Annotated in this window: 16 protein-coding genes; 8 read left to right on the top strand and 8 right to left on the bottom strand. The window is 72.1% G+C overall.

Going from position 1 to position 20485, the window contains the following annotated elements; translation table 11 throughout:
- Positions 1-222 precede the first annotated feature (222 nt).
- From AB0H83_RS08350 to AB0H83_RS08330, 5 genes are all read left to right on the top strand, one after another.
- A complete protein-coding gene (locus AB0H83_RS08350) occupies positions 223-1419 on the top strand; it encodes an ABC transporter substrate-binding protein (RefSeq protein ID WP_360088929.1) in 1197 nt (398 codons plus the stop codon).
- On the top strand, positions 1416-2201 hold the full coding sequence (locus AB0H83_RS08345; protein ID WP_360088926.1) for an ATP-binding cassette domain-containing protein: 786 nt from the start codon (positions 1416-1418) through the stop codon (positions 2199-2201). The genes AB0H83_RS08350 and AB0H83_RS08345 overlap by 4 nt, the downstream gene beginning before the upstream one ends.
- A gap of 85 nt (positions 2202-2286) precedes the next feature.
- Positions 2287-5025 (top strand): branched-chain amino acid ABC transporter permease/ATP-binding protein, encoded by a 2739-nt coding sequence (locus AB0H83_RS08340; protein WP_360088923.1) that lies wholly within the window; start codon positions 2287-2289, stop codon positions 5023-5025.
- Entirely contained in the window at positions 5022-6164 is a 1143-nt protein-coding gene (locus AB0H83_RS08335; RefSeq protein WP_360088920.1) for a serine hydrolase domain-containing protein, read from the top strand. The genes AB0H83_RS08340 and AB0H83_RS08335 overlap by 4 nt, the downstream gene beginning before the upstream one ends.
- Positions 6165-6193: 29 nt before the next feature.
- Complete coding sequence (locus tag AB0H83_RS08330) at positions 6194-7225, top strand: aldo/keto reductase (protein WP_360088917.1); 1032 nt, start codon at positions 6194-6196, stop codon at positions 7223-7225.
- A 63-nt stretch (positions 7226-7288) separates the two neighbouring features.
- Here the strand turns inward: AB0H83_RS08330 and AB0H83_RS08325 are convergent, their stop codons facing one another.
- On the bottom strand, positions 7289-8530 hold the full coding sequence (locus AB0H83_RS08325; RefSeq protein WP_360088914.1) for a CoA transferase: 1242 nt from the start codon (positions 8528-8530) through the stop codon (positions 7289-7291).
- Positions 8527-9783, bottom strand: a complete 1257-nt coding sequence (locus AB0H83_RS08320; protein WP_360088911.1) for a bifunctional 3,4-dihydroxy-2-butanone-4-phosphate synthase/GTP cyclohydrolase II — start codon at positions 9781-9783, stop codon at positions 8527-8529. The genes AB0H83_RS08325 and AB0H83_RS08320 overlap by 4 nt, the downstream gene beginning before the upstream one ends.
- A 247-nt stretch (positions 9784-10030) precedes the next feature.
- Between AB0H83_RS08320 and AB0H83_RS08315 the strand changes: the two genes are divergently transcribed.
- From AB0H83_RS08315 to AB0H83_RS08305, 3 genes are all read left to right on the top strand, one after another.
- Positions 10031-10420 carry a hypothetical protein gene (locus AB0H83_RS08315; RefSeq protein ID WP_360088908.1) on the top strand — a complete coding sequence of 130 codons (390 nt, stop codon included), beginning with the start codon at positions 10031-10033 and terminating at the stop codon, positions 10418-10420.
- A complete protein-coding gene (locus AB0H83_RS08310) occupies positions 10420-11559 on the top strand; it encodes a hypothetical protein (RefSeq protein ID WP_360088905.1) in 1140 nt (379 codons plus the stop codon). The genes AB0H83_RS08315 and AB0H83_RS08310 overlap by 1 nt, the downstream gene beginning before the upstream one ends.
- A gap of 97 nt (positions 11560-11656) precedes the next feature.
- Positions 11657-13882 (top strand): ATP-dependent RecD-like DNA helicase, encoded by a 2226-nt coding sequence (locus AB0H83_RS08305; protein ID WP_360088902.1) that lies wholly within the window; start codon positions 11657-11659, stop codon positions 13880-13882.
- 86 nt (positions 13883-13968) lie between these two features.
- On the opposite strand, the gene AB0H83_RS08300 is transcribed toward AB0H83_RS08305, so the two are convergent.
- From AB0H83_RS08300 to AB0H83_RS08275, 6 genes are all read right to left on the bottom strand, one after another.
- A complete protein-coding gene (locus AB0H83_RS08300; RefSeq protein WP_360088899.1) occupies positions 13969-14595 on the bottom strand; it encodes a hypothetical protein in 627 nt (208 codons plus the stop codon).
- Positions 14585-16279, bottom strand: a complete 1695-nt coding sequence (gene treS, locus AB0H83_RS08295) for a maltose alpha-D-glucosyltransferase (protein ID WP_360088896.1) — start codon at positions 16277-16279, stop codon at positions 14585-14587. The genes AB0H83_RS08300 and treS overlap by 11 nt, the downstream gene beginning before the upstream one ends.
- Before the next feature lie 92 nt (positions 16280-16371).
- Positions 16372-17289 (bottom strand): carbohydrate ABC transporter permease, encoded by a 918-nt coding sequence (locus AB0H83_RS08290; RefSeq protein ID WP_360088893.1) that lies wholly within the window; start codon positions 17287-17289, stop codon positions 16372-16374.
- Entirely contained in the window at positions 17286-18554 is a 1269-nt protein-coding gene (locus AB0H83_RS08285; protein WP_360088890.1) for an ABC transporter permease subunit, read from the bottom strand. The genes AB0H83_RS08290 and AB0H83_RS08285 overlap by 4 nt, the downstream gene beginning before the upstream one ends.
- Positions 18554-19885 (bottom strand): ABC transporter substrate-binding protein, encoded by a 1332-nt coding sequence (locus tag AB0H83_RS08280; RefSeq protein ID WP_360088887.1) that lies wholly within the window; start codon positions 19883-19885, stop codon positions 18554-18556. Before AB0H83_RS08280 ends, AB0H83_RS08285 begins: the two co-directional genes overlap by 1 nt.
- Positions 19882-20370, bottom strand: coding sequence for a TOBE domain-containing protein (locus tag AB0H83_RS08275; RefSeq protein ID WP_360088884.1), 489 nt, complete (start codon positions 20368-20370; stop codon positions 19882-19884). Before AB0H83_RS08275 ends, AB0H83_RS08280 begins: the two co-directional genes overlap by 4 nt.
- Positions 20371-20485 lie beyond the last annotated feature (115 nt).

Below are 20485 nucleotides of genomic sequence, written 5' to 3'. Positions count from 1 at the left end.
GACGCTACGGACGCGGCGTTAACGCCGCCGCCGCCGTCTCCGGCGACGCGTTACCCGCACCGGTACGCATCGGCCGGCCGACGTGTTATCCGCACCCGCGCGCAGCCGCGGTAACGCGGAGCGTAACTGGGTGTGGTGACGCTACGACCACTTGTCGGGCGACCCGCGCCACGACCGGTCGACGGGATTCTCACAATGACCAATAACAGGTCCAGTTCCATCGTGCGACGGTTCGCGGCCGTCACGTCGGTGGCCTTGACGCTGGCCATGGCCGGCGCATGCTCGGATGCTGACGACGACACCTCCGCGCCGGGGTCCTTACCCACGCTGAAGGTGCTCGGCATCCTGACCGTGTCCGCACCGTCGGTCGGCTTCCCCGACCAGGCCGCGGCCATGAAGGCGGCGGTCGCCGCGGTGAACGACGCCGGCGGCGTCGCCGGCCACCGGCTCGAGCTGGAGGTGTGCAACGACGCGGCCAACCCGAACACGAGCGCGACCTGCGCCACCGATGCGGTCACCGACGGCGCGATCGCCGCGCTCGGCGGCCTGTCGGTCGGCGGCAGCGGCGCGGTGCCCGTGCTCGAGCAGGCCGGCATCCCGCTGCTCAGCCACCCGATCAACCCGCTCGAGTTCACCAGCAAGCACTCCTGGCCGATCCCCGGTGGCACGCCGGTCTCCTTCAGCGGGGCGGCGATCGGCCTGGTGAAGACGTACGACTGCAAGAAGGTCGCCGCGCTGACCCAGTCACTGCCCTCGTCGGTGGCCTCGGCCGACTTCGCCGAGCAGGGCCTCAAGTCCCTCGGCATGAGCCTCAGCGCCAAGCTCGCGGTGGCGACCACCAACGCCGACTACGGACCGGCGGCGGCGCAGATCGCCTCCAGCGGCTCGGACTGCGTCGTGCTCGCCCTGCCGCCGGGTGAGGCCGGCAAGGCGATCGTGGCGCTGAAGGCCGGCGCCCCCAACGTGAAGATCGGGCTCGCCGCGGCCTCGCTGACGCAGGCGCTGATCGACCAGATCGGCAAGGCGGCCGACGGCGTGCTGCTCTCCGACTCGTTCGAGCCGGTCAACAGCACGAGCGCGGGCATGACCGCGTTCCGTGACGCGCTGAAGAAGTACCAGCCGGAGGCGACGCCGACCTCGGCCGGCGTGGTGGCCTGGTCCGAGGTGGCGGTGCTCAAGGCGGCCATCGAGTCGATCAGCGGCAAGATCGACGGCCCGGCCGTGCAGGCCGCGCTGGGCAAGCTCAGCTCGGTCAAGACCGGCGTGGGGCCCGACCTCAACATGACCACCCCGCTGGGCATCTCCGGCTTCGACCGGATCCTCAACACGAACGTGGTCACCTACACCGTTGTGAACGGTGCCTACGGCCCGGCCGCCACGCCGTTCAGCGTGCTGAGCGCCCTCAAGGAAAGCAAGTGAGTGACGCAGGGGATCGGGCGGTGCCCGATCCCCTGCGGGGGGCCGCGGTCCCTGAGGCCACCGCGGCGATCGAGGCGGTCGACCTCGAGGTCGGCTATGGCCATCTGCCCGTGCTGCGCGGCCTGTCGATGGCCGTACGGCCGGGCGAGATCGTTTCCCTGCTGGGCGCGAACGGCGCCGGAAAGACCACCACCCTGCTCGCCCTGGCCGGCGTACTGAGCCCGATCAGCGGCTCGGTCCTGATGTCGGGGCGGCCGGCGCCGGTCGGCCTGCACCGCCGGGCCGCCGCCGGCCTGGCGTTGATCTGCGAGGACCGTTCGGTGTTCATGGGCCTCACCTGCCGGGAGAACCTGCGCCTGGGGCGGGGCAGCATCGAGGACAGCCTGGAGCTGATGCCCGACCTGGAGCCGTTGCTGGACCGCAAGGTGGGCCTGATGTCGGGCGGCGAGCAGCAGATGCTCACGCTGGCCCGGGCGCTGGCCGGCCGGCCCTCCGTGCTGCTGGCCGACGAGCTGACGCTCGGGCTCGCGCCGCTGATCGTGGCCCGGCTGCTCGCCTGCCTGCGCACCGCGGCCGACCGCGGCGTCGGCGTGCTGATCGTCGAGGAGCGGGCCAAGCGCGCCCTGCAGGTGTCCGACCGCGTCTGCGTGCTGCGACGGGGAGAGATCGTGATGGAGGGTACGGCGGTTGAGATGAGTTCACGGGTGGCCGAGATCGAGGCCAGCTACCTCTCGGAGACGGCGGACGCCGCGGTGTCCGGTCCCCGGAGCATCGAACAATGAGCGGTCCGCAGCGCAGCGGAGGACTGCGAATCATGGGCGCAGGGTGGGGCTCAGGCCGGCGCCGGAGCGCAGCGGAGGTGACGGCATGAGCAGTGCGATTCAGCTCGCGCTGGTCGGGATGTCGTCGGGGGCGCTGCTGGCGCTGACCGCGCTCGGCATCGTGATCGGCTACCGCGGCTCGGGGATCATCAACTTCTCCCACGGCGTGGTCGGCACGGTGGCCGCGTTCACCTACTGGGAGCTCAACGCCGAGCACGGCCTCCCGCCGCTGGTCGCGGTGCCCGGCGCGCTGCTCGCGGCCGCCCTGTGCGGCTTCCTGACCTACCGCCTCGCGATCAGCCGGATGGCCCGCCAGTCGGCGCTGAGCCGCACCGTCGTCTCGCTGATCGTGCTGATCGTCATCCAGTCCGCGCTGACGCTGCGCTACGGGGCGGAGGAGCGCATCGTCGCCTCGATCTTCCCGACCACGCCGGTGTCGCTGTTCGGCATCAACCTGGGCCAGGACCGGATCATCACGTTCGTGCTGGCCACCGTGCTGGTCGTCGGTCTGTCCCTCTGGTACGGCCGGACCCGGTTCGGCCTGGCGACCTCGGCGCAGGCCGAGAACCCGGTCGCGTCGGCCGCGCTGGGCGTCTCCCCGGTCAAGATTGCGACGACCAACTGGGTGATCGGTTCGGTGTTCGCGGGCATCGCCGGGGTCTTCCTCGCGCCGATCGTCGGCGTCCAGATCGTCACGCTGACCCACCTGCTCGTGCCGGCGCTCGCCGCGGCGCTCATCGGCGGCTTGCGCTCGTTCCCGCTGACCTACGTCGGCGCCCTGCTGATCGGCGTCACCCAGGCCGAGGTGACCCGGTACGTGCACACGCCGGGCTGGGCCGACGCCGTGCCGTTCGTGCTGATCGTGGTCGTCATGGTGTGGCGCGGAGCCGGCCGTCAGAGCCGGACCACGCTGGTCGAACGCCGGCCGAGGGTCGGTGACGGATACGTCCGCCCCTGGCTGCTGGCGGTGCTGATCGGTGTCGCGGTGTTCGCGGTCGTCTGGGTGTTCGACCGGTCCTACGTCACGGCGACGACGATCACCTTCACCTACGCGATCATCCTGCTGTCCAGCGTGGTCATCACCGGGTACACCGGTCAGCTCGCGCTGTGCCAGTTCAGCCTGGCCGGCGTCGGCGCGGTCATCGCCGGTCAGCTGATCACCCGGACCGGGATGCCGTTCCTGCTGGCGATCCCGCTGAGCATGCTGGCCACGTTCCTGGTCAGCGCGGCGCTGGGCGTACCGTTGCTGCGGACCCGCGGGGTCAACTTCGCGGTGGCCACCCTCGGCTCGGCGGTGGCGATCCAGGGCGTGCTGCTGCAGAACCCCACGTATTCCGGGGCGTACACGCCGCTGCCGGGCCCGGTGTCGCTGTTCGGCTGGCGGATCGACTCGCTGCGCTACCCCGAGCGGTGGGCGATCTTCTGCCTCGTCGCGTTCGTGCTCGTCGCCCTCGTCGTGGCCAACGTGCGGCGGGGCAGGGTCGGACGCCGCATGATCGCGGTCCGGACCAACGAGCGGGCCGCCGAGTCGGTCGGGCTGAACCCGTGGCGGGTGCGGCTGTACGCGTTCGCGCTGTCCGGGGCGATCGCCGCCCTGGGCGGGATCCTGGTGGTGTTCCGGCAGCCGACCATGGTGTTCGAGCGCGGCTTCGACGCGTTCGCCTCGATCGAGGGCATGTTCTACGTCGTGCTCGGCAGCGTCGGGTTCATCGCGGGCCCGATCCTCGGCGTGCTCGGCCACCCGGGCGGCCTGGTGCCCACGCTGTTCGACTCGCGCAGCGTCACGCTGCCGCTGTGGATCGCGCTGGTCGGTGGCGTGCTGTCCATCTGGTACCTGCAGAACCGGCCCGACGGTGCGGTCGAGGGCATGCTGCGCCACCTGCACCTGCCCCGCCGGCGCCCACGCCCGGCGGCGGCCCAGCCGGTGACGCCCGGCTCGTCCGCCCGGGTACCGGTGCGGGTGCTCGAAGGGAACGGCCTGACCGTCGCGTTCGGCGGCGTGGTCGCGGTCGACGACGTCTCCCTGCGGGTGGGCCCGGGCGAGATCGTCGGCCTGATCGGGCCGAACGGCGCGGGCAAGACCACGCTGATCGACGCGATCACCGGCGCGAACCGGCCGAAGGCCGGCACGGTCTCGCTCGGCGGCAAGCCGATCGGGTCGATGCGCATGTACCGGCGGGTCCGCGAGGGCATCGGGCGATCGTTCCAGAGCCTCGAGTTGTTCGACGACATGACGGTGGCCGACAACCTCAAGGCGTCTGTGGACGCCCGGTCCAACAGCGCGTACCTGACCGACCTCGTCTGGCCGCGCAAGACCGCGTTCACCGCCGGGGCGCTCGCCGCGGTCGAGCTCTTCGAGCTGGCGCCCGACCTGGCCCGCCTGCCGACCGAGCTGCCCTACGGACGCCGGCGGCTGGTCGGCATCGCCCGGGCGGTGGCGGCTGAGCCGTCTGTGCTGTGCCTCGACGAGCCGGCCGCCGGTCTGGGCTCGACCGAGTCGGCCGAGCTCGGCGTGCTGCTGCGCCGGCTCGCCGACGAGCGCGGCATGGGCGTGCTGGTGGTGGAGCACGACATGGAGCTGGTGATGCGGGTCTGCGACCGCCTGATCGTGATGGAGCGCGGGCGGGTCATCGCCAGCGGGACACCCAGCGAGGTCCGCCGTGACCCGCGGGTCATCGCGGCGTATCTGGGTGACGAGGACACCGGCGGGGAAACCGCACCGGCCGCGCCGGCGCAGGCCGGACAGGCGACGCCGGAAGAACAAGGACAAGGGATGCGGGCATGAAGACAGACGATCGGATCACGGCCGCGCTGGCCCGCGCGGTCGAGCTCGGGGAGGTCGGCGTGCAGGTCGCCGCCTATCTCGGTGACGAGCTCATCGTCGACGCGTGGATCGGCACCGCCGACCAGCGCGACGGCAGGGCGGTGGACGGCGACACGCTGTTCCCGGTGTTCTCGGTGAGCAAGGCGCTGGTGGCCACGGCGATCCAGCTGCAGTGCGAGCGGGGTCTGGTCGACATGGACGAGCCGATCGCCACCTACTGGCCGGAGTACGCCCAGCGCGGCAAGCACGGCATCACCGTGGGTCAGGTGCTCACCCACCGGGCCGGGGTGCCGCACATGCCACCGGACCTCGACCCGGCCGGCCTGGCCGACTGGGACGCGATCACCACCTGGCTCGCCGGTGTGGAGCCCCTGCACGCGCCGGGCGAGCGCTCGCTGTACCACTCGGTCAGCTTCGGCCACATCCTCGGTGAGGTGATCCGCCGCACCGACCCGCAGCACCGCCCGTACGCCCAGTTCCTGCGCGAGGAACTGTGCCTGCCGCTCGGCGCCGACGACGTCTGGGACGTGCTCCCGGCCGAGCACGAGGGCCGGGTCGCGCACCTGACGTGGGGCCCGAACCCGCCGCAGCGGGCGGCCATGACCGGGGTGCCGCTGCTGTCGATGCCGCCGCAGATCCGCCCGGACGCCGACCGCTGGAACGATCCGCGCTTCCGGGCGGCGTCGATCCCCGCCGCCGGCGCGGTGATGACGGCCCGCTCCGGAGCGCGGGTGTTCAGCCTGCTGGCAAACCGCGGCGAGGTTGGCGGTCGCCGGTACATCGGCGCCGACCGGCTGCTCGCGCTGACCACGCCGCGACCGGACCCGCACGAGTTCGACGAGGTGTACCAGGGCACGATCTGGCTCGGTACCGGCGGCTACTGGCTGGGCGGGGAGTCGCCTCCGGCCGACCCGGTGCTCGGGCGCTCGACGCGGATCCTGGCCCATGCCGGGATCGGCGGATCGATGGGCTGGGCCGACCTGGCGACGGGCCTGGCGGTGGTGATCACGCACAACCGGATGTTCCTCGGTGCCCCGCCGGGGGCGGAGCCGTTCGTGCCGTTGGCCGACGCGGTACGCGCCGTCGCCGGGCTGGACTGAAGTCGTTGCGACGGGAAGGAATGACCACCATGGAGTACCGCCCGTTCGGACGGACCGGGGTGCGGGTGAGCGCGCTGGGCCTGGGCTGCTGGATGTTCGGCGACCGGGCCGACGAGGCGGAGTCGGCGCGCATCATCGACCAGGCGCTCGACCTCGGCATCAACTTCTTCGACACCGCCAACAACTACGGCGGTGCCCCCGGCCGCAGCGAGTCCATCGTCGGGGCGGCGCTGGAGAAGTCGTCCAAGCGGGACCGGGTGGTCATCAACACCAAGGCGTACATGCCGGTCGACGCGGACGACGTCAACGGTTGGGGGGTGAGCCGCCGGCACCTGATCCAGCAGTGCGAGGCGAGCCTGCGCCGGCTGCGGACCGACCACGTCGACGTGTTCACGCTGCACCGGTTCGACCCCGACGTGCCCGTCGACGAGACGCTGCGGGCACTGGACGACCTGGTGCGCGCGGGCAAGGTCCGCTATCTCGGGGTGAGCACGTCGGCCGCGTGGGAAGTGGTCGAGTCGCTGTGGGTGGCCAAGGAGTTCGGGCTCAACCGGATCGTGGCCGAGACCCCGCCCTACAACCTGCTCGACCGGCGGGTCGAGCGGGAGCTCATGCCGATGGCGGCGACGTTCGGGCTCGCGGTGAACCCGTGGGCGCCGCTGGGCGGCGGCGTGCTGACCGGGCAGTACCAGCGCGGGACGCCACCGCCGGACGGCAGCCGGTACGGCGGGGGCGGCGTGCTCGCCGGCTTCGCCGGGGACCGGTTCAGCGACGCCGTGTTCGACGTGCTCGACGTGCTGACGGAGATGGCCGGGCAGCGCGGCGTCACCGTGGCCCAGCTGGCCTTCTCGTGGGTCGTCCGCCAGCCCGGGGTGACGAGCGTCCTGTGCGGCCCGGAGCGGCTGGCCGACCTCACGTCGTGCGCGGAGTCACTCGCGATCACCTGGGACGCCGAGTCGCTCGCCGCGCTCGACGCGGTGGCGCCGCCCGGCGACAAGGTGGCCAGCTGGTACGACCCGCTGACCGGACCCCGGTTCCGCCCGCACCCGCACCGCCTGTAGAGCGACCCGCTGGTGGCCCAGCGCGCCGGCCAGCCCTTGCTGACCGGCGCGCCGGGTTGTCTTTTACGGCCGGCCGAACGCGCCGTCGGCGGCCAGCGCGGCGATGCGCGGCTCGCCGTACCCGAGGCACTCGCGCAGCACCTGGTACCGGTCCTCGTCGCGGATCGGGGCCCGGCGGTGCTCGCGCCGGGTGGTGCCGACCCGGACCGCCCCGGCGACCTGCCGGACGGTGCCGAAGCGGGGGTGCTCGGTCTCGACGATCATGTCCCGAGCCGCCACCTGCGGCGCGGCCAGCGCCGATGCGATGTCGTTGATGGGGCCGCACGGAACGCCGGCCGCCCGCAGCCCGGCCAGCCAGAACTCCGACGGCTGGGTCAGCAGTCGCTTGCGCAGCAACGGAAGCAGCTCGTCCTCGTGCTCACGCCGCAGCGCGAACGTGTCGAACCGCGGGTCGTCTGCCAGGGCCGGCTCGATGACCTCGGTCAGCCGCCGCCAGAACTTCTCCTTGGCACAGCCGATCACGATCCAGCCGTCGGCGGTGGCGAAGTTCTGGAACGGGACCAGCGAGGGGTGCCCGGAGTGGGCCCGGCGGGTCGGCGTGAAGTCCCGGGTGAGGTGCCAGGTGGCCGGGTAGCTGAGCATGCTGATCGCGGTGTCGAACAGGCTGACGTCGCAGTCCATGCCGCGCCCGTCACGGCGGGCCGCGTGCACCCCGGCCAGCAGCGACACCGCCGCCGCCAGCCCGGCCGACATGTCGACCAGCGACAGCCCGGACTTGGTCGGCGGGCCGCCCGGCTCGCCGGTGAGGTCCATCCAGCCGGTGGAGCCCTGCAGGATGTAGTCGTAGGCCGGCTCGGCCTGCTGCGGGCCGGACAGCCCGAAGCCCGACAGCGAACAGCACACGATGCGCGGGTTGACCCGGCTCAGCTGCGCGTAGGTGAGCCCGAGCCGCTCCGGCACGTCACCGCGCAGGTTGTAGTACACCGCGTCGCTGACCGCGACCAGGTCGTGCAGCACGGAGCGCGCCGCGGGGTTCTGCAGGTCGAGCGAGATGCTGCGCTTGTTGCGGTTGAACGTCTCGAAGAACAGCGAGTCCCCGTCCTCGCAGAACGGCGCGACGTGCCGGCCGATGTCCCCGCCGGTGGCCGGATCCTCCACCTTGATGACGTCCGCGCCGAGGTCGGCCAGCTGCATCGAGCCGTACGGGCCGGACGCGAACTGTTCGATCGCGATGATCCGGATGTCGGCCAGCGGCAGCCGGCCCCGGCCGGCGGGGCTGGATCGATCTGGGCTCGGCGTCGTCATGACAGGGGCTCCCGGGTTGAGGTGGCGGACGAGCAGACGAGCTCCGGCGGCAGGTCGAGCAGGTGTCCCATCCGGTCGCGTTTCGTGGTGAGGTACGCGATGTTGTCGGCGCAGACGGTCGTCGACATGCGGACCCGCTCCACCACCTCGAGGTCGAACCCGTCCAGCCCGCCGTACTTGCGCGGGTTGTTGGTGATCAGCCGCAGCCGGTGGACGCCCAGGTGGGAGAGGATCGCCGCACCGATGCCGTACTCGCGCGTGTCGATGGGCAGGCCGAGCTCCAGATTCGCGTCCACGGTGTCGCGCCCCGCGTCCTGCAGCGCGTACGCCCGCAGCTTCGGGCCGAGGCCGATTCCCCGGCCCTCGTGCCCACGCAGGTACACGAGCACACCCGCGCCCTCGCGGGCGATCAGCTCGAGCGCGTCGGCGAGCTGCTTGCCGCAGTCGCAGCGCAGCGATCCGAAGATGTCACCGGTGGTGCACTCGCTGTGCACCCGCACCAGCACACCTCGGCCGGCGTCGGCCGCGTGGAGGTCGCCGTAGGTGAACGCGAGGTGCTCCACGTCGTCGATCGTCGAGCGGTACGCGGTCGCGGTGAACTCGCCGAAGCGGGTCGGGATGCGACCGGTGCCGTTCGCCTCGACCAGTCGCTCCGTGCGGCGGCGGAACCGGACCAGGTCGGCCACCGTGATGTACGGGATGTCGTGGCGCTCGGCGAACTCGGTGAGGTCGGCGCCCGACATCGTGACCCCGTCGTCGCGGACGAGCTCGGTGATCGCGCCGACGTCCCCCCGGCCGGCCAGCGACACCAGGTCGCAGGCGGCCTCGGTGTGTCCGGCCCGTTTGAGCACCCCGCCGGGCCTGGCCCGCAGCGGGAAGACGTGACCGGGGCGCCGCAGATGACCGGGCGCGGTCGTCGGGTCGGCCAGCGTGCGCAGCGTCAGCGCCCGATCGGAGGCCGAGATGCCGGTGCCGCAGTTACGGTCGTCGACCGACACCGTGAAGGCGGTGCCCAGCGGATCGGTGCCCCGGCTGACCATCAGCGGCAGTTCGAGCGCGTCGGCCGTGGCCGCGGACATGGGTGCACAGATGATGCCGCTGCCGTACCGCAGGAAGAACGCGATGTTGGCGGCGGACGCCGCACCGGCGGCCATGATCAGGTCGCCCTCGTTCTCCCGGTCGGCGTCGTCGGCGACGAGGACCATGCCGCCGGCCGTGATGGCCGCGATGGCTTCCCGGACCCGTTCGGTCAACCGATCGGGCGGGTCAGGCGCGGTCGGGGTCGGCGGGGTCGGAGAAGGTGCACCGGTGCCATTCACATAGTCGACGCTAAAAACGCCGCGTTATGTCGGGCGTTACCAGGTCCGGCGTTATCCGGGCCCTGTCTGCCACGGTCGCGAGCTGCCCGCGGAGCTTCGGCGGACGTCGATGGGGGCATGGACGGCCTTGTCTGTAGTCTCAGCGATCGCCATGGGTTCCATCGACAGGAGACAGGACACAATGCCGACGTGGTATGAGCTGCGCGAGCATGCGCGCACCCAGTACAAGCTGGAGGACCTCGAGGAGGACTGGTTCTCGCTGCTCTGGACCTACGAATCGGAGCGTACGCAGAAGATCATGGTGAGCTGCTACGAGGCGTTCGACCAGCAGTGGGTCGAGTTCCGCAGCTTCGTCTGCAAGGGCGAGGAGTTGAAGCCCCGGGTCGCGCTGCGCAAGAACGACGAGCTCAGTCTCGGTGCGCTCGCCCTCGACGACGAGGGCGACTACGCGCTCATCCACCACGCGCTGCTGGCCTCGCTCGACCCCGACGAGTTCGCCCTGCCGCTGCGGGTGATCGCTGAGACGGCGGACGAACTGGAGCATCAGCTCAGCGCCCGGGACGACTTCTGATGCCGGACGAGACCGACGAGGTGTTCCTGCCGGCCGGCTGGGAGGCCGCCCAGCCCGGTCCGAAGCACTGGACCTCCGACGCCCGCAGCGACGATCCGGCCGCCCGGGTGGTGCACCCGCCGACGGGGACGGGTCTGGGCACCGGGAAGTCGTTCCTGTTCCTGTTCGGCTACAAGACCGCCAGCGGGCAGGACCGGTCGATGCTGGACGAGGAGCTCGCCCAGATCGACGACGACGTCGCGGTCCTGCGTGCCGCGGGGTACACCGTCGTCGTCGACCAGCAGGCGACCCGGGAGGATCTGCGGGAGGCGGTCGCCGGCAAGGGTGCCGGCGTCGAGGGGCTCACCCCGGCCGGCTTCTACTGGAGCTCACACGGCGTCGACGACGGCAGCCTGGAGTGCTGCGACGGCGCCGTGATCTTCCCGGAGGACATCGATACGGCCAGCGTCTCACCGGGGCTGCGGCTGGCGGTCCTCGGCGCCTGCTACGTCGGCGCCTACGCGCCGGCCTGGCGGACGGCGCTGGGTGGCTACCCGCTGGTCGCCGGGTGGGGTAACCCGGTGACCCTCGAACGCGCCGTCGACTTCCTGGAGGCGAGCCGGGAGTCCGACGTCGGTCTGGACGACCTGATCGAGCGCTGGCTGCTGACCGACGATCCGATCCCGGCCGCGGCGGTCACGACGGGCCTGCCGCCGTCCGCCGTGGCCAGTGGGCGGATCGGCCCGCTGCAGCGGCGGATCGGTGTGATCGCCGAGCACCTCGGCGCCGAGTGCGTGGAGCAGGAAACCCACTACCTGCTCACCGTGCCGCTGCCCGAGCAGCGTTCCCATCTCGTGCAGATCTTCGTCGTCGACGGCGCCGAGCCGTTCGCCGAGGGCGTGCAGCTCTGCGGGATGGAGGCCGCCGTCGGGCCGATGTCGGTCCTGGTCACGCCGGAGCAGCTGCTCGCCGGTTCGGGTCGGCCGGGGTACGGGCGGATCGCCCTGGTCAGCGGGGACACGGGGGTGCCGCAGATCGTCGCGCAGTCGTTCACCCCGCTGGCCGGTGCGTCGAGTCAGCAGCTGGCCGCGCACTGTTATCAGGTCACGCTGCGGGCGGACATCCTGGAGGACCTCATCTTCGGCGGCGACGACGGATGAAGTCCGGCATCGAATGACGGCGACGCCGGGCAGGTGAGGGCCGGCGGGCCAGGGCCGGCAGGTCAGGGCTGGCGGGTCGACGGGGTCAGCGGGCACGATGGTCGCCGTGACCGCGACCGCCTCCTCGACCCGCCCGCCGAGCGCCGTCCTCGAGGCGGTCCTGGAGCGGCTGACCTACGTCAACGATGACACCGGCTACACCGTTGCCCGGGTGGCGACCAGCCGGGGCGGCGACGAGCTGCTGACCGTGGTCGGGGCGCTGCTCGGCGCGCAGCCGGGGGAGAGCCTGCGCCTGCGGGGGCGGTGGTCGAGTCATCCGAAGTTCGGCCGGCAGTTCGAGGTCGAGTCGTACACCACCGTGCTGCCCGCCACGATCCAGGGCATCCAGCGTTACCTGGGCTCCGGGCTGGTGAAGGGGATCGGGCCGGTGTTCGCCGAGCGGATCGTCGCGCACTTCGGCCTGGACACGCTGCGGATCATCGAGGAGGAACCCGCCCGGCTGATCGAGGTCCCCGGTCTGGGCCCGAAACGCACCGCGAAGATCACCGCGGCGTGGGCGGAGCAGCAGGCGATCAAGGAGGTGATGGTCTTCCTGCAGGGCGTCGGGGTGTCGACGTCCCTCGCGGTGCGGATCTTCAAGCAGTACGCCGACGCGTCCATCTCCGTGGTGCGCACCGAGCCGTACCGGCTGGCCGCCGACGTGTGGGGGATCGGGTTCAAGACCGCCGACACGATCGCTCAAGCCGTCGGCATCCCGCATGACAGTCCGGAACGGGTCAAGGCCGGCCTGCAGTACACCCTGTCCGAGGCCACCGACGCCGGGCACTGCTACCTGCCCCAGGCGAACCTCGTCGCCGACGCGGCGAAGATCCTCGACGTCCCCACCGCCCTCGTCGCCGACTGCCTCGACATTCTCGCCGCCGACGAGGGTGTCGTCCGCGAGACGTTACCCGGCCCGGAGGGGCCGGTGACCGCGGTGTACCTGGTGCCGTTCCACCGGGCCGAGACCGCCCTTGCCGGCGCCCTGACCCGGCTCCTGCGCGAACGGGCCGACCGGATGCCGCACTTCCGCGACGTCGACTGGGTCAAGGCCCTCACCTGGCTGCACGGCCGCACCGGCGCGACCCTGGCACCGGAGCAGGAGCAGGCGGTGCGGCTGGCGCTGACGTCGAAGGTCGCCGTCCTCACCGGCGGTCCCGGCTGCGGCAAGAGCTTCACCGTCCGCTCCGTCGTCACCCTCGCCGCCGCGAAGAAGGCCAAGGTCACCCTGGTCGCACCGACCGGGCGGGCCGCGAAACGCCTCGCCGAGCTCACCGGGCACCCCGCCGGGACCGTGCACCGGCTGCTGCAGCTGCGGCCCGGCGGCGACGCCACCTTCGACCGGGACAACCCTCTGGACGTCGACCTCCTCGTGGTCGACGAGGCGTCGATGCTCGACCTGATCCTGGCGAACAAGCTCATCAAGGCCGTCCCGTCCGGCGCGCACGTCCTCCTCGTCGGCGACGTCGACCAGCTGCCGTCCGTCGGCGCCGGCGAGGTCCTCCGCGACGTCCTCGCCGCCGACAGCGTCCCGCAGGTGCGGCTCACCCAGGTGTTCCGGCAGGCCGCCGAGTCCGGCGTGGTGACCAACGCCCACCGCATCAACGCCGGGAAGCCGCCCCAGCTGCAGGGCCTGACCGACTTCTTCCTGTTCCCCTGCGAGGACGCCGACGAGGCCGCGGCGTTGACCGTCGACGTGGCCTGCACCCGCATCCCGGCGAAGTTCGGTCTCGACCCGCGCCGCGACATCCAGGTCCTCGCCCCGATGCACCGCGGCCCCGCCGGCGCCGGTGCGTTGAACGGCCTGCTGCAGCAGCGGCTCACCCCGGGCCGGGACGGGCTGCCGGAGCGGCGCTTCGGAGGCCGGGTGTTCCGCATCGGCGACAAGGTCACCCAGATCCGGAACAACTACGACAAGGGCCAGGCCGGGGTGTTCAACGGCACGCTGGGTGTCGTCACCGCCCTGTCCACCGACGAGCAGACCCTCACCGTCCGCACCGACGAGGACGAACACATCGACTACGACTTCGACGAGCTCGACGAGCTCGCCCATGCCTACGCCATGACCATCCACCGGTCCCAGGGCTCCGAATACCCCGCCGTGGTCATCCCGCTGACAACCAGCGCCTGGATGATGCTGCAGCGCAACCTGCTCTACACCGCCGTCACCCGTGCCAAACGCCTCGTCGTCCTCGTCGGCTCCCGCCGCGCCCTCGCCGCCGCCGTGCGCACCGTCGGCGCCGGCCGGCGCCACACCGCCCTCACCCACCGCCTCGCCACCTGACCACCCGGGCCGGCGCCGCTGCGCCGTGGGACGCGTCGGCGGGTCGCGCGGTTGATGGGTACCACCCGCGCGACCCGCCGATCGGCTCAGCCGACCGGGCCCGGTATCGCCCGCACCGTCGCCAGCAGGGTGAGCACGCCGCGGCCTTCGACGTGGATGCACTGGAAGCCCGAGGCCGTGCGGACCTTGCTGGCGACCCCGAGCACCTGCGCGGACCGCACGAGCAGCCGGGCCGAGGACCGGTCCCGCGTCCGCAGCCGCAGGCCGGTGGCGGACACCTTCGGCGCCGCCGTCAGCAGCGCAGAGCGCCACACCACCGCCGCCCGCTGCCGCGCGGCGGCCCGGTCGGCCCCGTCGGCCGAGCGGTCGTCGAGCAGGAGCCCGGCGTTGCGGGTCCACGCGTCGTGCAGGCGGTCGATGACCGTCGACGGCTCGGCGCCGCCGATGTCGACGACGAACGTCTCGTACCGCCGGCGGATGCCCGCCACCCGGCGGCCCGTCCGGCACGTCGCCTCGGGCGCCGCGTGCATCACGTCGGTGAACCTGGCCGCCGCCGGTTCGGTCTCGAACTCGGCCTGCAGCCGGCCGTCCGCGCAGGCGCCGACCACCGACCACGCGTCCCGGCCGCGCCCGCCGGCCGGGACGTGGTGCAGCTGCGTCGTGCCGGCCAGCAGCATGAGGCTCGCCTCGAACAGGTCGGCGTCATCGGACATGGCCGTGACCCCGGCGCCGGCTGGGCGGGATGATGCGGAACCAGTACGAGCCGTAGCCCGGCAGGGTCAGCAGGTAGGGCCGCAGGCCGATGGTCGGGAAGCGGGTGTCACCGGTCAGTTCGAGCGGCGTGTGGCCGTGGAAACGGCCGCCGAGCGGCAGCTGCACGGGCTGCGGATGCCGGGACAGGTTGTGCACGCACAGCAGTACCTCGTCGTCGTGGGTACGCAGGAAGGCCAGCACCGCCTCGTTGTTGCCGGCGAGCTCGGTCAGGTCGCCGAGGGCGAACGCGGGGTGCCGCTTGCGGATCGACAGCATCTTGCGCGTCCAGTGCAGCAGCGAGGCCGGCTCCTGCATCTGCCGCTCGACGTTGACGGACTGGTAGCCGTACACCCAGCCGCTGTTCATCGGCAAGTACAGCTGGCTCGGGTCGCACCGGGAGAAGCCACCGTTGCGGTCGACGTTCCACTGCATCGGGGTGCGCACGCCGTCGCGGTCGCCGAGGTACACGTTGTCACCCATGCCGATCTCGTCGCCGTAGTAGATGACCGGCGAACCTGGCAGCGACAGCAGCAGCGACGTGAACAGCTCGATCTGGTCGCGGTCGTTGCCGAGCATGGGGGCCAGCCGCCGCCGGATCCCGAGGTTGAGCCGCATGCGCGGGTCGTGCGCGTACTCGTTGTAGAGGTAGTCGCGCTCCTCGTCGGTGACCATCTCCAGCGTGAGCTCGTCGTGGTTGCGCAGGAACGTGCCCCACTGGCAGTTCGCGGGAATCGCCGGGGTCTGCGCGAGGATCTCCGAGATCGGCGTGCGGGACTCCTTGCGGACCGCCATGAAGATGCGCGGCATGAGCGGGAAGTGAAACGCCATGTGGCACTCGTCACCGCCGGTCGTGGCGTCGCCGAAGTACTCGACGAGGTCCGTCGGCCACAGGTTCGCCTCGGCGAGCAGCACGGTGCCGGGGTACTCGTCGTCGACGATCTTGCGGATGCGCTTGAGGTACTCGTGCGTCTCCGGCAGGCCGGCGCAGTCGGTGCCCTCCCGCGCGAACAGGTACGGCACGGCGTCGAGCCGGAAGCCGTCGATGCCGAGGTCGAGCCAGAAGCGGACGACCTCGAGCATCTCCTCGGCGACGGCCGGGTTGTCGTAGTTGAGGTCCGGCTGGTGGTGGAAGAAGCGGTGCCAGTAGAACTGCTGCCGGACCGGGTCGAACGTCCAGTTCGACGGCTCGGTGTCGGAGAAGATGATCCGCACGCCGGCGTAGCCGGTGTCGGTGTCGCGCCAGACGTAGTAGTCGCCGTAGGGTCCGGTCGGGTCCCGCCGCGACTCCTGGAACCAGTGGTGGGAGTCGGAGGTGTGGTTGAGCACCAGGTCGGTGATGACCCGGATGCCTCGGGCGTGCGCCTCGCGCAGCAGCGTGACGAAGTCGTCGATGGTGCCGTAGTCGGGGTGGATGCGGCGGTAGTCGCGGATGTCGTACCCGCCGTCGCGGCGAGGGGAGTCGTAGATCGGCGGCAGCCACAGGCAGTCGACGCCGAGCCACTGCAGGTAGTCCAGCTTGGACACCAGTCCGAGCAGGTCGCCGACGCCGTCGTTGTCGGAGTCGAAACAGGCCTGGGTGAGTACTTCGTAGAAGACGGCGCGGCGGTACCAGTCCGGCTCGGCCGGTAGGGCGTGTTGTGTCATGGCGGGTGTCCTGTCTACAGGGTGCCGAACGCCGCGGGGCCGGCCGGTCGTCGTCGACCGTCGGCCGCCGGGGCGGGGAAGGGGTGGTGCGGTTACCGGACCGAGCCGGCAAGCATGCTCTGCTGGAAGAAGCGTTGGAACAGGAAGAAGACCAGCAACGGCACCGTCATCGACACGAGCGCGCCGGGGGCGACCACGTCGATGTTGGAGGGGAACGACCGCATCTGCTCCTGCAGCACCGCCGTGATCGGCGCCTGGTCGGAGCGGGCGAAGACGAGCGCCACCACGAGGTCGTTCCACACCCAGACGAACTCGAACACCGCCAGCGACGCCAGCGCCGGGGCGCCCACGGGCAGCACGACCCGCCGGAAGATCGCGAGCTCGCTGCCGCCGTCCAGCCGCGCGGACTCGACGAGTTCGGCGGGGATGGCCGTGAAGAAGCCGCGGAGCAGGAAGACCGCGAACGGCAAGCCGAAGGCGACGTGGAAGGCCACCAGCGCGGGCACGGTGCCTGAGATGCCCAGCAGCCGGAACACCTGGGCGTCAGGCAGGATCGCCACCTGTATCGGCACGGCGATGAGCGCGACGAGCCCCGTCAGGACCGCCTGCCGGCCGCGGAACTCCAGCCAGGCCAGCGGGTACGCGGCGGCGGCACCGAGCGCGACCACGAGCACGGTCGACGGCACCGAGATGAGCACCGTGTTCCACAAGGCGTGGGTGGTGCGGCCGTCGGCGAGGAGGCTGCGGTAGTTGTCCAGGGTCAGCTGGGCCGGCGCGCGCAGGACCGTCCACCAGCCCGTGTCGCTGTTGTCGGCCGGGCTGCGCAGGCTGGCGACGGCGAGGCCGAGCGTCGGCACCAGCCACCACAGGCCGACGGCGAGGACGGCGACCTGGGCGGCGACGCGGCCGATCCGCCGGGCGGTCCGCACGGCAGGGTGCGGCCGGGGCGGGGGCGGCTCGGTGCCGGCCGGCAGCAGCTCAGGCACCTCGACAGGGGCGAAGATGCTCACCGTTCGCTCCTTCGCAGCCGGTGGAGATTGAACAGCACGCCGGGCAGGGCCAGGACGAGCAGCAGCACGCCGAGGGCGCTGCCGCGCCCGATGTTGTCGAACGTCGAGCGCCACATCTCGAGCGCGACGACCGACGCCGGGCCCTGCGCGGACTCCGGGGGGACGACGAGCACCAGGTCGAACACCTTGAGCACGTTCACCGTGAGCGTCAGCAGGATGACGATCACGATGGGGCGCATGAGCGGCACCGTCACATTCCGCAGGATCTGCCATTCGCTCGCGCCGTCGACCCGGGCGGCCTCGATCGTCTCCTTCGGGATCATCGCCAGCCCGGCGGTCACCAGTACCATCGCGAAACCGGCCCAGATCCAGACATACGCGCCGATCATCGCGGGTGTCACGAGCGACGGGCCGAGCCAGGTCAGCCCGGCGAACGGCTCGGTGAAGTTTCGTGCGGCCAGCCGCACGACGTAGCCGCCCCCGGTGAGCCCCGGCACGCTGAACGTGCCGTCGTCCGCGGTACGGGTGCGGGCGACGACCGCGCCGTCGCGCAGCACCTCCACGTCGACGCCGGGCAGGCCGAGCTCGCCGGTGTCGACCGCGCCCGCCCGGCCGCCGGACGCGGTGAAGTCGGACCAGACCACGCCGTGGATGCCGCTGGCCGCGCCGCCCGCGGCGGCCTGCGTCGCGGACTCCGGCAGCTGCTGGGGCGCCAGCCCGACCAGCGGCAGCAGCACGGTCTCGCCGGCGGCGACGGTGCGGCTGGTCTGCAGGGCACCGCCGGCGGCCTGCAGCGCCTGCCCGTCGCGAGCCCGCGCGCCGTGATACGGCGACGGCGGCTTGAAGGTGTCGTGGACGCCGACGATGACCGCGTTGACGGCGCCCCGGTCCGGGCTCTGGTCGTAGACCAGCCGGAACGTGATCCCGGCGCAGACCAGCGAGATCGCCATCGGCATGAACAGCACGACCCGGAAGGCGGTGCTGCGGCGGACCCGCTGGGCGAGGAACGCCAGCACCAGGCCGGCGGCGGTGACGAGATTCGGCGCGACGACGATCCAGACGGCGTTGTTGAGCAGCGCGCGGCGCGTCTGCGAGGACGTGAAGATGCCGGCGTAGTTGGCCGCCCCGACGGCCCGGTCGCCGGTCGCGTCGTGGAAGCTCCACCACACCGTCTGCCCGATCGGGTACACGACCAGGACGGCCACCAGCAGCAGTGCCGGCGCCAGGAACCAGGCGGCGGTGGAGACCCGGGCGGTGCGCGCCATCACATGCCCCCGTACGCCAGGGACGCGGCGGCCTCGAGCCGGGCCGCCACGACGGCGGGGTCGGTGCCCGGCGCGCCCAGGTACTGCTGCAGCAGCCGCCACATGCTGGCCCCGTTGCCCCCGCCGAACCCGCTCGGCGTCATGTCGGACAGGTCGAAGCGCAGCGTCGGCGCGCGCAGCAGGTCCTCCGCGAGCGCCCGGGTGGTCGCATCGGGATAGGCGGCGGGGTCCAGGTCGAGGTTGACCGACAGGAACCCGCCCCGCCGAGCCATGATCGCGGCCGCCTCCGCCGAGGCGAGGTAGGCCATGAGCGCCATCGTCACCGGCCGGTCGGTGAACGCCACCGCCGCGTCGCCACCGGCGACGACCGCGGTGCCACCGCCGGCGGTCGCGGCCGGCCAGGCGAAGTACCGCGCGCCGGCACCGACCTGGTAGAGATCCAGCTTGGCGATCTCCGTGGCCACGAAGTCCGCCTCGTACAGCATCGCCGAGCCGGGCCGGCGGCCGAACACGTCAGCGACCGAGCGGGTGAACGTGGTCTGCAGCGCGCCCGACGGGCCGCCCAGCAGGAACCGCGGCGAGGCCCAGTATCGGCCCATCAGGCGCAGCGTCTCCACCACCGTCGGGTCGGTCCAGGGCAGCCGGTGCGCGGCGAGCTGGTCATATGCTTCGGGGCCGGCCAGCCGCAGGTAGACATTCTCGAACCAGTCCGTGAGCGGCCAGCCGTCCGCACCCGGCACCGTCATCGCGGCCGTGCCGGAGTCCACGAGTGTCCGTGACACGGTCTCCAGCTCGTCCAGCGTCGCCGGCGGCGTGACGCCCGCGGCGGCGAACGCGTCCGTACGGTACCAGATGACCGACTTGTTGGCGGCCTTGAAGTACACGCCGTAGAGCTGGTCGCCGACGCTGCCGAACCGCTGCCACTGCGGCGAGAAGTGGGCCCGGACCGCCTGCTCGGCGGCGCCGGTGACGGGCTTCGCGGCGCCGGTCTGCGCGTAGCGGGCGATCACCCCGGGCTGCGGGATCATGGCGACGTCGGGCGGGGTGCCGTTGCCGACCCGCGCGGAGACCAGCACGTCGAGGTCGCTGCCGCCCGAGGTGTACCGCACCCGGGCCCCGGTCTGCGCCGAGAACGCGTGCAGCACCCGCTCGAAGTTCGCCTGCTCGGCCGTGGTCCAGCTGCCGACGACCTCGACCTGCTGCCCCGCGAAGGGCTTGCCCAGCCCGTCGGCGCCGTCGCAGCCGCCGGCCGCCGCGACGGCCACCACGGCGCAGCACAGCACGGCGGCGGCCCGGGCGCGCCGCGCCACTGTCGTCAGCGGCTGTCTCACCACAGGCTGTGGCCGCTGACGGCGTCGTACATGTGCAGGTGCCGGGCATCGACCGCGAGCATGATCGGCTCGCCCGCGGCGGCCCGTGAGCGGCCGCTCACCCGGGCGACCAGGGTCGGCGCGGGATCCCGGCCGTCGGCGGCGTCGGCCAGCTCGATCCGCACGAGTAGGTCCGCGCCGTCGGGCCGCGCCGACCGGACGACCCCGTGGAGCACGATCACGGCCGGGCCCGCGGCGTCGGGCCGCCCGACCAGCGCGTCCTGCAGGTGCTCGGGCCGGACCCCGATGATGACCGGCCGGCCGAGGTGCCGCCGCAGCGACGAACGCAGCCGCAGCAGCCCCGGTACGGGCACCTCCTGGCCGTGCACCGCCAGGACGGGGATCTCGAGCCGCTCGATGAGCTCGGCCCGCAGCAGGTTGACCGGCCGCTCAGTCTCCTCCGGCAGCGGGCCGGCGTCGCGTTCAAGCACATTGCCGATGCGCATTGGCCCCTCCGGATGCTCTGCTGCCTGTCCAGACGAGTGTTGGCGTCCAGGACAGCCTCGCGCCAGGGTCGGACACGACGTGTGACCGTTCCGCAAAACGCCTCACAAGATCACC

This window comes from Dactylosporangium sp. NPDC050688, assembly GCF_040654515.1.
Classification (GTDB): domain Bacteria; phylum Actinomycetota; class Actinomycetes; order Mycobacteriales; family Micromonosporaceae; genus Dactylosporangium.
This window is presented reverse-complemented; position numbering and strand designations above follow the sequence as displayed.

Coding starts and splice junctions, on each gene's coding strand:
- AB0H83_RS08315 (WP_360088908.1), top strand. CDS start 10,031: ATGCCGACGTGGTATGAGCTGCGCGAGCATGCGCGCACCCAGTACAAG.
- AB0H83_RS08300 (WP_360088899.1), bottom strand. CDS start 14,595: ATGTCCGATGACGCCGACCTGTTCGAGGCGAGCCTCATGCTGCTGGCC.
- AB0H83_RS08310 (WP_360088905.1), top strand. CDS start 10,420: ATGCCGGACGAGACCGACGAGGTGTTCCTGCCGGCCGGCTGGGAGGCC.
- AB0H83_RS08275 (WP_360088884.1), bottom strand. CDS start 20,370: ATGCGCATCGGCAATGTGCTTGAACGCGACGCCGGCCCGCTGCCGGAG.
- treS (WP_360088896.1), bottom strand. CDS start 16,279: ATGACACAACACGCCCTACCGGCCGAGCCGGACTGGTACCGCCGCGCC.
- AB0H83_RS08340 (WP_360088923.1), top strand. CDS start 2,287: ATGAGCAGTGCGATTCAGCTCGCGCTGGTCGGGATGTCGTCGGGGGCG.
- AB0H83_RS08305 (WP_360088902.1), top strand. CDS start 11,657: ATGGTCGCCGTGACCGCGACCGCCTCCTCGACCCGCCCGCCGAGCGCC.
- AB0H83_RS08285 (WP_360088890.1), bottom strand. CDS start 18,554: ATGGCGCGCACCGCCCGGGTCTCCACCGCCGCCTGGTTCCTGGCGCCG.
- AB0H83_RS08335 (WP_360088920.1), top strand. CDS start 5,022: ATGAAGACAGACGATCGGATCACGGCCGCGCTGGCCCGCGCGGTCGAG.
- AB0H83_RS08330 (WP_360088917.1), top strand. CDS start 6,194: ATGGAGTACCGCCCGTTCGGACGGACCGGGGTGCGGGTGAGCGCGCTG.
- AB0H83_RS08325 (WP_360088914.1), bottom strand. CDS start 8,530: ATGACGACGCCGAGCCCAGATCGATCCAGCCCCGCCGGCCGGGGCCGG.